This window comes from Microbacterium sp. 13-71-7, assembly GCF_002257455.1.
In the GTDB taxonomy this organism is placed as follows: Bacteria; Actinomycetota; Actinomycetes; order Actinomycetales; family Microbacteriaceae; genus Microbacterium.
Genome location: NZ_NCKN01000129.1, coordinates 1 through 11,554, shown reverse-complemented (window position 1 = coordinate 11,554; position 11,554 = coordinate 1). Strand labels below are relative to the sequence as shown.

At 69.5% G+C, this 11,554-nt stretch carries 11 protein-coding genes; 6 read left to right on the top strand and 5 right to left on the bottom strand.

The window, feature by feature from the left end; translation table 11 throughout:
• On the top strand, positions 1 to 543 hold a 543-nt coding region (locus B7X32_RS12910; protein ID WP_292720198.1), incomplete at its 5' end, for a response regulator.
• 4 nt (positions 544 to 547) lie between these two features.
• Complete coding sequence (locus B7X32_RS12905; protein WP_292720196.1) at positions 548 to 1,099, top strand: GNAT family protein; 552 nt, start codon at positions 548 to 550, stop codon at positions 1,097 to 1,099.
• Positions 1,100 to 1,103: 4 nt separating this feature from the next.
• Here the strand turns inward: B7X32_RS12905 and B7X32_RS12900 are convergent, their stop codons facing one another.
• Complete coding sequence (locus B7X32_RS12900) at positions 1,104 to 1,478, bottom strand: hotdog fold thioesterase (RefSeq protein ID WP_292720200.1); 375 nt, start codon at positions 1,476 to 1,478, stop codon at positions 1,104 to 1,106.
• Positions 1,479 to 1,596: 118 nt separating this feature from the next.
• On the opposite strand from B7X32_RS12900, the gene polA reads away from it, so the two are divergent.
• The 3 genes from polA to B7X32_RS12885 all read left to right on the top strand — a co-directional run bounded on the left by polA (position 1,597) and on the right by B7X32_RS12885 (position 7,114).
• On the top strand, positions 1,597 to 4,230 hold the full coding sequence (polA, locus tag B7X32_RS12895; RefSeq protein ID WP_292720194.1) for a DNA polymerase I: 2,634 nt from the start codon (positions 1,597 to 1,599) through the stop codon (positions 4,228 to 4,230).
• A 94-nt stretch (positions 4,231 to 4,324) separates the two neighbouring features.
• The gene (locus tag B7X32_RS12890; RefSeq protein ID WP_292720191.1) at positions 4,325 to 6,010 is read left to right on the top strand and encodes a DUF885 domain-containing protein; all 1,686 of its coding nucleotides are present in this window, start codon (positions 4,325 to 4,327) and stop codon (positions 6,008 to 6,010) included.
• 72 nt (positions 6,011 to 6,082) lie between these two features.
• Positions 6,083 to 7,114: an LLM class flavin-dependent oxidoreductase gene (locus B7X32_RS12885; RefSeq protein WP_292720188.1), complete on the top strand. Its 1,032-nt coding sequence runs from the start codon at positions 6,083 to 6,085 to the stop codon at positions 7,112 to 7,114.
• 51 nt (positions 7,115 to 7,165) lie between these two features.
• Here the strand turns inward: B7X32_RS12885 and B7X32_RS12880 are convergent, their stop codons facing one another.
• On the bottom strand, positions 7,166 to 8,521 hold the full coding sequence (locus B7X32_RS12880; protein WP_292720186.1) for a peptidoglycan recognition family protein: 1,356 nt from the start codon (positions 8,519 to 8,521) through the stop codon (positions 7,166 to 7,168).
• A gap of 144 nt (positions 8,522 to 8,665) precedes the next feature.
• Between B7X32_RS12880 and B7X32_RS12875 the strand changes: the two genes are divergently transcribed.
• Positions 8,666 to 9,433, top strand: a complete 768-nt coding sequence (locus B7X32_RS12875) for an SGNH/GDSL hydrolase family protein (protein ID WP_292720183.1) — start codon at positions 8,666 to 8,668, stop codon at positions 9,431 to 9,433.
• A gap of 27 nt (positions 9,434 to 9,460) precedes the next feature.
• On the opposite strand, the gene B7X32_RS12870 is transcribed toward B7X32_RS12875, so the two are convergent.
• The 3 genes from B7X32_RS12870 to B7X32_RS12860 form a co-directional block, all read right to left on the bottom strand.
• A complete protein-coding gene (locus tag B7X32_RS12870) occupies positions 9,461 to 10,198 on the bottom strand; it encodes an amino acid ABC transporter ATP-binding protein (RefSeq protein ID WP_292720181.1) in 738 nt (245 codons plus the stop codon).
• The gene (locus B7X32_RS12865; protein WP_292720179.1) at positions 10,195 to 11,061 is read right to left on the bottom strand and encodes an amino acid ABC transporter permease; all 867 of its coding nucleotides are present in this window, start codon (positions 11,059 to 11,061) and stop codon (positions 10,195 to 10,197) included. The genes B7X32_RS12870 and B7X32_RS12865 overlap by 4 nt, the downstream gene beginning before the upstream one ends.
• Positions 11,058 to 11,554, bottom strand: a 497-nt coding sequence (locus tag B7X32_RS12860) for an ABC transporter substrate-binding protein (RefSeq protein WP_292720178.1), incomplete at its 5' end; no start/stop codon positions are given. The genes B7X32_RS12865 and B7X32_RS12860, both read right to left, overlap by 4 nt.

Genomic DNA, 11,554 nt, shown 5'->3' with positions numbered 1-11,554 from the left:
CTGATCCGCCTCGACATCGTCGAGATCCTCCGCGACAACGGTTTCGACGTGGTCGGCGAGGCCGGAGACGGGGAGACCGCGGTTCAGCTCGCGACCGAACTGCGCCCCGACCTCGTCATCATGGACGTCAAGATGCCCCAGCTGGACGGCATCAGCGCTGCCGAGAAGCTGCACAAGGGCAACATCGCCCCCGTCGTGCTGCTCACCGCCTTCAGCCAGAAGGAGCTCGTCGAGCGTGCGAGCGAGGCCGGTGCGCTGGCCTACGTCGTCAAGCCGTTCACCCCGAACGACCTCCTGCCGGCGATCGAGATCGCCCTCGCCCGCCACGAGCAGATCATCACGCTCGAGGCCGAGGTCGCCGACATGGTCGAGCGCTTCGAGACCCGCAAGCTCGTGGACCGCGCCAAGGGGCTGCTGAACGAGAAGATGGGCCTCTCCGAGCCCGAGGCGTTCCGCTGGATCCAGAAGGCGTCGATGGACCGCCGCCTCACGATGCAGGACGTCGCGAAGGCGATCATCGAGCAGCTGGCGCCGAAGAAGTAGCGGCGTGGATCTCGGCGACGGGATCCGGCTCCGTCCGCTCCTCGCCGGCGACGGCGAGGAGCTCGCGGCGGCGTACAGCCGCAATCGCGCACACCTCGAGCCTTGGGAGCCGCTGCGCTCCGAGGAGTTCTTCACCGTCGCGCGGCAGCGGCAACTGGTCGCCGAGGCCCTGCGGGCCGTCGAGGACGGTCGCAGCGCCGCGTACGTGCTCGAGGACGGCGAGCACCGCATCGTCGGGCGGGTGAACCTCAGCGACATCGTCCGCGGCGCGTTCTGGAGCGCGCACCTCGGCTACTGGATCGACCACGGGCTGGCGGGCCGGGGGCTCATGCGCCGCGCGGTGGACACGGTCTGCGCGATCGCGCGCGACGACGTCGGGCTGCACCGCGTCCAGGCGGCGACGCTCCTGCGCAACGAGGCCTCGCAGCGGGTGCTGCGGGCCACCGGCTTCACCGAGATCGGCCCCGCCCCGCGCTACCTGCGGATCGCGGGGGAGTGGCAGGATCACGTGCTGTTCCAGCGGATCCTGGAGGACGCTGCGGAGGGCGGCTCCTGACCGCTCAGGCGGCGGGCAGATCCTTGATCATGTTCGTGATGCGGATCGTCGAGCAGCGCCGGCCCTGATCGTCGGTCACCGCGATCTCGTGCACGGTGACGCTGCGGCCGAGGTGGATCGGCGTGCACACGCCGGTCACGAGGCCGCTCGTCGCGGAGCGCGTGTGCGTGGCATTGATGTCGACACCCACGGCGAGCCGCCCGGGACCCGCATGCAGGTTCGCGGCCATCGAGCCCAGGGACTCGCCGAGCACCACGTAGGCGCCGCCGTGCATGAGGCCGACCGGCTGCGTGTTGCCCTCGACGGGCATCGTGGCGACGCAGCGATCCACCGAGAACTCGACCCAGCTCAGGCCCATCTTCTCGGCCAGAGCACCCATGCCGCGCTCGGTCGCCCACTCCAGTCCGGGGCTCGTCCGCTCGGTGCTCGCGTCGACCTGGTCGCTCACGCGGGATCCTCCTCGATTCGATGTCCGCCGGGGTCGTTAGGCTGGAATCGTGACGGACTCCGCAAAGCCTACCCTCATGGTCGTCGACGGCCATTCGCTCGCATACCGGGCCTTCTTCGCCCTTCCGGTGGAGAACTTCACCACGAAGGACAACCAGCACACGAACGCCATCTATGGCTTCCTGTCGATGCTGGTGAACCTCATCAAGGCGGAGCGGCCGACCCACCTGGCGATCGCCTTCGACACCTCGCGGCACTCGTTCCGCACCGACGAGTACCCCGAGTACAAGGCCACGCGCTCGGAGACGCCGTCGGAGTTCCGCGGGCAGATTCCGCTGCTGCAGGACTGTCTCGCCGCGATGTCGATCCCGGTCCTCACCAAGGAGGGCATCGAAGCCGACGACATCCTCGCGACGCTCGCCGCCCAGGGCTCGGAGCAGGGCTTCGACGTGCTCGTCGTCTCCGGCGACCGGGACACGATCCAGCTAGTGAACGACCAGGTCACCCTCCTCTACCCGAACGTGCAGGGCGTGTCGCAGCTCAAGCGGTACGACCCGATCGCCGTGCAGGAGCGGTACGGCGTGCGCCCCGAGCAGTATCCCGACATCGCCGCGCTCGTGGGCGAGACGAGCGACAACCTGCCCGGCGTGCCGAAGGTGGGCGAGAAGACCGCCGTGAAGTGGCTCACCCAGTTCGGGACGCTCGACGAGCTGCTCGAGCGGTCGGGGGAGATCAAGGGCGTCGTGGGCGGAAACCTGCGCGACCACATCGACGACGTGCGCCGCAACCGCAAGCTGAACCGGCTCCTGCAGGACGTGGAGCTCCCGGTCGGTCCCGCCGACCTCGAGACGCGCCCGATCGACGCGCAGGCGGTGCGCGACATCTTCGCGCGCCTGGAGTTCCGCACGCTGCTGCCGCGGGTCTTCGAAGCCGTCGGCGAGGACGCTCCTGAGGAGGAGCAGGTCGCCGCGGTCGTCCTCCCCGCCGCCGCCGAGCTCGCCGCGGAGGGCGTCGCCGCCTGGCTGAAGGCCGCGACCGGCGATGTCGCGGTCGAGGTGACCACGGCCGGCGGTCTGCCGCAGCGCGTGGGACTCGCGCACGGCGACGATCTGATCGAACTCTCGTGGTCCCCGCAGGTGCAGGCCGCCCTGGCGGACTGGCTCGCGTCCGACGCGCCGAAGATCTTCCATGACGCCAAGCCGCAGGTGAAGGCCCTGCACACCGCAGGCGTGCGCGTCGGCGGCCTGGCGTACGACACCAATCTCGCCGGCTGGCTGCTGCGTCCGAGCTACCCCGACAAGACGCTCGCCGATCTCGTGGACCGCTACCTGGGCGAGAAGCTGCCGGAGGCGGATCCGAGCCAGCTCGTGCCGGAGACCGAGGGCGCCTCGCCCGCGCAGCTGGCCTGGTTCGCGGCGCGCGTCGCCACGGCGCTCCGTACGGACGTGCCGGAGAGCGTCGACCGGGTGCTCCGCGAGATCGAGTTGCCGACCCTCATCACGCTCGCCGACATGGAGCTCGCGGGCGTCGCCGTCTCGCACGAGATCCTGTCCGGCTTCTCGCAGGAGCTGGGGGAGCGGGCGAGCCGCATCGCCGAGGAGTCCTTCGCGATCATCGAGCGCGAGGTCAACCTCGGCTCGCCCAAGCAGCTCCAGGAGGTGCTGTTCGAGCAGCTCGAGCTGCCGAAGACCCGCAAGACCAAGACCGGATACTCGACCGACGCGGCCGTGCTGGCCGACCTGCAGGAGAGCAATCCGCACCCGTTCCTCGATCTGCTGCTGCAGCACCGCGAGGCGACGAAGCTCCGGCAGATCATCGAGTCGCTCGACACCGCGATCCGCGCCGATCACCGGATCCACACGACCTACGTGCAGACGGGCAGCCAGACCGGCCGGCTGAGCAGCACCGATCCGAACCTCCAGAACATTCCGGTGCGCACCGAGGAGTCGCGGCGGATCCGCAGCGCGTTCCAGGTCGGCGAGGGCTACGAGACGCTCCTCACCGCGGACTACTCGCAGATCGAGATGCGCATCATGGCGCACCTGTCCGGCGACGAGGGGCTCATCGAGGCCTTCAACTCCGGAGAGGACCTGCACCGTTTCGTGGGCGCACGGGTGTTCGGCGTCGAGCCGGAGGAGGTCAGCCCCGCCATGCGCACCAAGGTCAAGGCGATGTCCTACGGGCTGGTCTACGGGCTCAGCGCCTTCGGGCTGTCCAAGCAGCTGCGCATCGAGCAGTCCGAGGCCAAGCAGCTCATGATGGAGTACTTCGCCCGATTCGGCGCCGTGCGCGATTACCTGCGCGCCTCCGTGCTCGCCGCGAAGGAGGTCGGCTACACCGAGACGATCTTCGGGCGCCGCCGTCCGTTCCCCGACCTGGTCAGCCCGAACCGCGTGCTCCGCGAGAACGCGGAGCGTGCGGCGCTCAACGCCCCCATCCAGGGCAGCGCCGCCGACATCATGAAGATCGCGCTGTTCCGCATCCACGCCGACCTGGTCGAGCAGGGATTGGCCTCGCGGGTGCTGCTGCAGATCCACGACGAACTCGTCGTCGAGGTCGCGCAGGGGGAGTGGGACGCGACGGAGCGCATCGTCCGCGAGCGCATGGGCGGCGCGGCCGAACTGTCCGTCCCCCTCGACGTGCAGGTCGGCCGCGGCGGCGACTGGAACGAAGCCGCGCACTGACCCGGCCGCGTGCGAGGGGCCCCGCTCCACGACGCGCCCTCCGGGGATGCGTCGTTCCATGGAGCGGGGCCCCTTCCATGGATAGGCTCAGGGGATGACCGCAGAGCAGCCCACGACGCGCACGCCGTCCACCATCGATCAGATCGCGGAGGGCTGGGTCGACACCCTTGCCGAGCTCTCGCCGATCCTCGGCACCTACATCGGCCGCAACGAGGTCAACGGCCGTCTCGACGACTTCAGCCCTGCCGGCCACGAGCACGCGATCGCGGAGACCCGCCGCGTTCTCGCGGAGCTCGACGCCCAGGAGCCCGTCGACGAGATCGACCGCGTCACCAAGACGGATCTCTCCGCCGAGCTCCGGCTCTCGATCGAGCAGCACGATGCGCAGTGGCACCTCCGCGACCTGAACGTCATCGCGTCCGCCGCACAGGACGTGCGCCAGGCCTTCGACCTCATGCCCACGGCGACGGCCGACGACTGGAGCGTCATCGCCGAACGCCTCGGCGCGATCCCCGCCGCCCTCGACGGGTACGTCGAGACGCTCCGCGAGGGCATCGCGAAGGGCGTCGTGCCCGCGCGACGCCAGGTCGTCGAGGTCGCGACGCAGATCGCCCGCTACACCGCGGACGACGGCTTCTTCGCCGCGTTCGTCGCCGACGCCGCGACGGAGGAGGGGCAGCTGCCCGCGAGCCTCGCCCGCGAACTCGCCGACCGCTCCGCGGCCGCCCGTGTCGCCTACGACGGGCTGCGGTCGTTCCTCAGTGCGGAGCTCGCCCCGGTCGCCGGCGACAAGGACGCCGTCGGTCGCGAGCTGTACGCGCTGGCCTCGCGCCGGTTCCTCGGTGCGACGATCGACCTCGATGAGACGTACGAATGGGGCCGCGAAGAGCTCGCCCGCATGGTCGCGGAGCAGACCGCCATCGCGAACGAGATCCTGCCCGGATCCACCGTCGAAGAGGCCGTCGCGCATCTGGAGGCGGACCCCGCGCGCAAGCTCGTGGGCACGGAGGCCCTGCAGCGCTGGATGCAGGAGACCAGCGATCGGGCCATCGCAGAGCTCGGCGCCTCGCACTTCGACATCCCAGAGCAGATCCGCGAACTCGAGTGCATGATCGCGCCGACCCAGGAGGGCGGGATCTACTACACCGGTCCGACCGACGACTTCTCGCGCCCCGGGCGCATGTGGTGGTCCGTTCCCGAGGGCGTGACGGAGTTCGACACCTGGCGTGAGCTCACGACCGTCTACCACGAGGGCGTGCCGGGGCATCACCTGCAGATCGCGCAGGCCACGTACAACCGCGCAGAGCTGAACACCTGGCGCCGCGTGCTGGCCGGCACCTCGGGGCATGCGGAGGGCTGGGCCCTCTACGCGGAGCGCCTCATGGAGCAGCTCGGCTACCTCGACGACCCCGCCGACCGTCTCGGCATGCTCGACGGGCAGCGCATGCGCGCCCTCCGCGTGGTGCTGGACATCGGGGTGCACCTCGGCAAGCCGCGTCTCGACGGCGAGGGCGTGTGGGATCACGACTATGCGCTCGACATGATGCGCCGCAACGTGAACATGTCCGATGAGTTCCGGCAGTTCGAGGTCAATCGCTACCTCGGCTGGCCGGGTCAGGCGCCCTCCTACAAGGTCGGGCAGCGGATCTGGGAGCAGGTCCGCGACGCCGTCAAGGCTCGGGAGGGCGACGCCTTCGACATCAAGGCGTTCCACAAGCGCGCGCTCGACATGGGCGGCGTCGGCCTCGACACGCTGCGGTCGGTGTTCCAGGTCGACTGAGCGCCCTGTCCCGCCATGGGAATGCGCCCTGCCCCTTGAGGGTTCATTCATCTGAATACGAAAGGGGCAGGGATGGATCTGCAGTTCGGATTGGGCACGTTCGGCGACGTGAGCCGCGGGGCCGATGGCGAGATGCTGAGCGGAGCGCAGACGATCCGCAACATCGTCGCGCAGGCCGTGCGCGCCGAGGAGGTCGGCGTCGACTACTTCGGCGTGGGGGAGCACCACCGGCGGGAGTTCGCGGTGTCGAGCCCCGAGATGGTGCTCGCCGCGATCGCGTCCCGCACCGAGCGGATCCACCTCGGTACCGCGGTGACGGTGCTGTCGTCCGATGACCCGGTGCGCGTCTACGAGCGTTTCGCGACGCTCGACGCGCTCTCGAACGGCCGCGCGGAGGTCGTGCTCGGGCGGGGATCCTTCACGGAGTCGTTCCCGCTCTTCGGTTACGACCTGCGCGACTACGACCGCCTGTTCGAGGAGAAGCTCGAGCTGTTCGTCGAACTCCTGAAGGAGGAGCCGGTCACCTGGCAGGGCACCGTGCGGGCTCCGCTCGAGAACGCGGATGTCTTCCCGAAGACCGAGAACGGCCTGCGCACGTGGGTCGGCGTGGGCGGGTCGCCGGAATCCGTTGTCCGCGTCGCGCGCTACGGACTGGGGCTCACGCTCGCGATCATCGGCGGCGCGGCGGGACGCTTCAGGCCGTTCGTCGATCTGTACCACCGGTCCACCGCGGCCTTCGGCACCGCGGTCCACCCGATCTCGGTGCACTCGCCCGGCCACATCGCGGACACCGACGCCGAGGCCTGGGACGCGGCTTACGAAGGCATGGAGGCGATGAACAACACGATCGGTCGGGAGCGCGGGTGGCCGGCGTACAGCCGTGCGCGGTTCCAGAACGACGTGGGCCCCGAGGGTGCGATGTACAGCGGTTCTCCGGACCGCGTCGCGCGGAAGATCGTCGACACGGTTCGCACCCTCGGCATCGGCCGGTTCGAGCTCAAGTACGCCTCCGGCCCGCTTCCGCACGAGGCGATGATGCGCAGCATCGAGCTGTACGGCACCGAGGTCATCCCTCGGGTGCGGGCGATGCTCTCCGAGGACTGATCGCGCAAGGCAGGCAGGGCGGACGGGCATCCGAGCCCGTCCGCCCTCCGCTCACCCTGCGGCGGAGACGGTCACATCGGCCTTGCGCACGAACGCCAGGCGATGCCCGAGGTTCACCAGCACGTGCGCCGACGGCTGGGAGATGTCGATGTGGTCGTTCGGGGTGTTCGCGTCGAACGTCCATGCCTTGTAGTAGTCGGTCGGCGGATTCTCGTCGACGACGACGTACGCCTCCCCGGGCGACACGGTGTAGCCGAGCGGTGTGACCGCCTGGTAGTCGGCAGGATCCGCATAGGCGGACTTGTCCGGGTACGCCACCCCGAACACGGGTGCGGCGCTCTGCGCGGTCACGACCTTGGCGTCCTTCACCACGCGCGCCTTCGGCCCAGAGTGCGGGTTGAAGAACCAGGCCTTCTGGCCGAGGTACCAGATCGCCGTCCAGTCGCCCTGCACTTCGGCGACGACGTAGTCGGTGCCGGCGCTCGCCCGCGCGCCGATGTCCTCGACGTTCGTGGTGGCCGGCTTGCCGCTCGGGTCCTTGCCCTTGTCGCGCACCAGCTCCGAGTCCGCGGACGCCGCCGCGTGCAGCGGGACGAAGTTGCACGGCTTCGGTGAATCGTCGAGGCAGATGGGCGGGTTGTTCGTGTCGCAGCCGGTCACGAGCTGCAGGTTGTCCGCGAAGCCCGGCAGGATCCGCACCACCTCGCCGATGCGCGGCTTGCGTCCCCAGCCGAGCGTCCCGCGGTCCAGCGGCGCGCCGAGAAGCTGGAAGTAGTGCTCCCAGTCCCAGAAGGGGCCCGGATCCCAGTGCTGCGTCGGGATGTTGCGGGGTGCGACGCCGGGAACCTGGTCGTGCCCGATGATGTGCGCACGGTCCAGCGGGATCCCGTACTCGGCGGCGAGATGCGCGACGAGCCGCGCCGAGTTCGCGTACATCTCCTCGGTGAACCAGGTGTTGCCTGCGGCGCCGTAGCCCTCGTGCTCGATGCCCACCGCGTGACTGTTGAACCACCAGTTGCCGGCGTGCCAGCCGACGTTCTTGGTCTCCAGATGCTGCGCCACGTGCCCGTCGCGGGATCGGATCGAGTAGTTCCACGCGAGGTAGGTCGGATCCTGGACGAGCTGCAGCGTGCGGTCGTACGTCTCCTCGGTGTCGTGGATCACGATGAACCGGAGTGCGGGGGAGACGGGACGGTCGGCCAAGTCGAAGTTCCCGTACGAGCCCGGATCCGATCCGGTCTGCTGATAGGGGGCCGGCACCCACTCGACCGGCAGCCCCGGGGGCGCGTCGATCGGCGGCGCAGCGCTTGACGGCTCCGCGGCGAACGCCGAGACGGGGACCGAGGCGAGGAACGCCGAAGCGCCGGCCCCGATCAGGAAGTTGCGGCGAGACACAGGTCCGGTCACGACATCTCCACTCTGAGAATTGATTTCACGAAGCAGGGGAACATCGGAAGAAATTCCCATTCACGCCTCGGAGCGTAGTCCGATCCGCGTTCCGGAGCCAGCGTTTCGACACGAGAGGCCGGTTCGGAGTCTTAGGCTGAGGGGATGACTGCGGTTCGATTCGTCGCCATCGGAGACTCGTTCAGCGAGGGCGTCGGTGATGAACTGCCCGACGGCACCGTCCGCGGATGGGCCGATCTCGCGGCGATGGGCTGGGCCGACGCGATCGGCGAGCCGATCGCATATGCGAATCTCGCGATCCGCGGTCGGCTCGCCTGGCCGGTGGTCGAGGAGCAGCTCGAGCCCGCTCTCGCTCTGAAGCCGACGCATCTGTCCTTCAACGCCGGCGGCAACGACATGCTGCGCCCGAAAGCGGACATCGAGCACATCGCCGACGCGTTCACGCGCGTCCTGCGCCGCTGCGACGAGGCCGGGGCGACCCTGATCGTGCTCTCCGGGGCGAACCCGTCGGCCCAGCTGCCGCTAACCTCCCTCATCCAGCGCCGCGGCGACGAGCTGTCCGCCGCCGTCCTCCGCAGGATCCAGGACCGGTCCGACGTCCTCCAGGCGCTGAACTGGCCCGATCGCGAGCTCAGCAGGCCCGAGTACTGGGCGGAGGACCGCCTGCACATGAACGCGAACGGCCACCACCGCGTCGCGGCCCGTGTGCTCGACGCCGTCGGCGCCGGAGCCCCGGAGGAGTGGTGGCATGCCCGTGAGGCGCCGGAGGAGGAGCCGCTGAGCACCGCCGCGTACTACCGGCGGCACGTCGGGCCCTGGATCAAGCGCAGGGTGACCCGGCGCTCGTCCGGCGACGGCCGCCGTCCGAAGTTCGCGGAGTGGACCGAGATCCGGCCGTCGTCCGCGGGCTGAGCGGGCCGCTCAGCCCGGGAGGCGTCGTCAGTGCGGAACCCTGGCGAGGAACTCCGCGGTCGCGGGATGCTGCGGCGCGTCGAAGATCTGCTGGGGCGGCCCCTGCTCGACGAGCACCCCGTCCTTGAGGAAGACGACCCGATCGGCGACTTCGCGCGCGAAGGACATCTCGTGCGTGGCCATGAGGATCGTCGTGCCGCGTCCTTTGAGCTCGCGGACCAGATCGAGCACCTCGCCGACGAGCTGCGGGTCGAGCGCGCTCGTGATCTCGTCCAGGAGCAGCAGCTCCGGGTCCGTGAGGATCGCGCGCACGATCGCGACGCGCTGCTGCTGCCCTCCCGAGAGACGGTCGGGGTAGGCGTCGGCCTTGTCCCCGAGACCGAGCGTCGTCAGCAGCTCGCGGCCCCGCCGCGCCGCTTCCGCCTTCGGCAGCCGATGCACGCGGCGGGCCGCGAGGGTGACGTTGTCGAGCACGGTGAGGTGCGGGAACAGATTGAAGTGCTGGAACACGACGCCGATCCGCGCGCGGATCGCATCCGCGTCGATCCGCGGATCGGTGATGTCCGTCCCCGAGAGCAGGATCTGCCCGTCGTCGACGCGCTCGATGAGGTTCATCGTGCGCAGCAGCGTGGACTTGCCGGATCCGGACGCGCCGATCAGCACCACGACCTCGTGCGCATCGACCACGAGGTCGATGCCGCGCAGGACATCGTGGTCTCCGAATCGCTTGCGGACGCCGAGCGCCTCGATCACAGGTGCGGTCATACGATCCCTCCGGCCTGCTCGCGCTTGTTGAGACGCGCCGTGACGACGTCGGTGAGCCGGATCATCGGCCAGCTCAGGATCACGAAGAAGAGCCCGGCGACGATGTACGGCGTGAAGTTGAACGTCTCGGCGACCTGCAGCTGCGCGGCGCGGACCGCATCGATCGCGCCGAGGACCGAGATGAGCCCGACGTCCTTCTGCATCGAGACGAAGTCGTTCATGAGCGCGGGGACCACCTTGCGCACACCCTGAGGAATGACCACGATCCGCAGGGTCTGCCCGTGGGTGAGGCCGAGCGAACGTGCCGCGACCCGCTGCGAGGGGTGCACCGCCTCCATGCCGGCGCGGAGCACCTCGGCGACGTACGCCGAGTAGCTGATGACGAGGGCGATCGTCCCCCAGAACATAGCGGGCATACGGGGGAAGATCATGAGCGCCGGGATCCCGAAGCCCACCAGGTAGAGCACGATCAGCAGCGGCACGCCTCGGAAGAAATCGGTGTATGCCGCGGCGAGCAGTCGCAGCGGGAAGAACACCGGACCGCGCAGCGAGCGCAGGACGGCGAGCAGCGTGCCGAGCAGCGCCACGCACACCGCGGAGATCACGAGCACGACGATGTTGAGCAGCAGGCCCTGGAAAATCGGGCCGACGCTCTCGAGGGCGACCTTCGGGTCGAAGAACGTCTCGCGGACGACCTTCCAGCCAGGGGTGTTGGCGAGCACGACGACGAGGACCACCGCGACCGCCACGCTGCTCAGCAGCGCGAGCAGGACGGAGCGCACGGTCGCCCGGCGTCGGAGCGCGCGGCGGGACAGCTCGAGCGAGCTCGGCTGCCACGCCGCGTCGGCCAGGGGAGCGGTCACTTCAGGACAGGGACGTTCACGGCCTCGCTGAGCCACTTCTTCTGCAGCTCGGCGATGGTGCCGTTCTTCTGCAGTGCGTCGACGGCCTTCGTGACGGCGGGCGTGAGCGCGGAGTTCTTCGGGAGGACGAAGGCGAACTGGTCGCCGCCCTTGTCATCGGCGAACTGCCCGACCACCGACGCGTTCTCGAGCTGCGCCCCGGTCACATAGAACGCACCGGGCAGGTCGGTGATCATCGCGTCGATCTGGCCGCCCTTGAGCGCCTGGACGACGTCGTCGACGGAGTTGAAGACGCTGAGGCCGCCGGTGCCGAGCTGCGCCTTCGCGACGGTGTAACTCGTCGTGCCGGTCGCGACGCCCACCTTGGCCTTCTTGAGATCCGCGACGCTCGTGGCCGAGGCGGCGGGGGTGCCCTTCGCCGCGACGACCGCCTGCGTGGTCGTGTAGTAGGACGACGAGAAGTCGACGGCCTTCTTGCGGTCCTCGGAGATCG

Coding starts and splice junctions, on each gene's coding strand:
- B7X32_RS12900 (WP_292720200.1), bottom strand. CDS start 1,478: ATGGGTGCTCTGGCCGAGAAGATGGGCCTGAGCTGGGTCGAGTTCTCG.
- B7X32_RS12870 (WP_292720181.1), bottom strand. CDS start 10,198: ATGACCGCACCTGTGATCGAGGCGCTCGGCGTCCGCAAGCGATTCGGA.
- B7X32_RS12875 (WP_292720183.1), top strand. CDS start 8,666: ATGACTGCGGTTCGATTCGTCGCCATCGGAGACTCGTTCAGCGAGGGC.
- B7X32_RS12885 (WP_292720188.1), top strand. CDS start 6,083: ATGGATCTGCAGTTCGGATTGGGCACGTTCGGCGACGTGAGCCGCGGG.
- B7X32_RS12890 (WP_292720191.1), top strand. CDS start 4,325: ATGACCGCAGAGCAGCCCACGACGCGCACGCCGTCCACCATCGATCAG.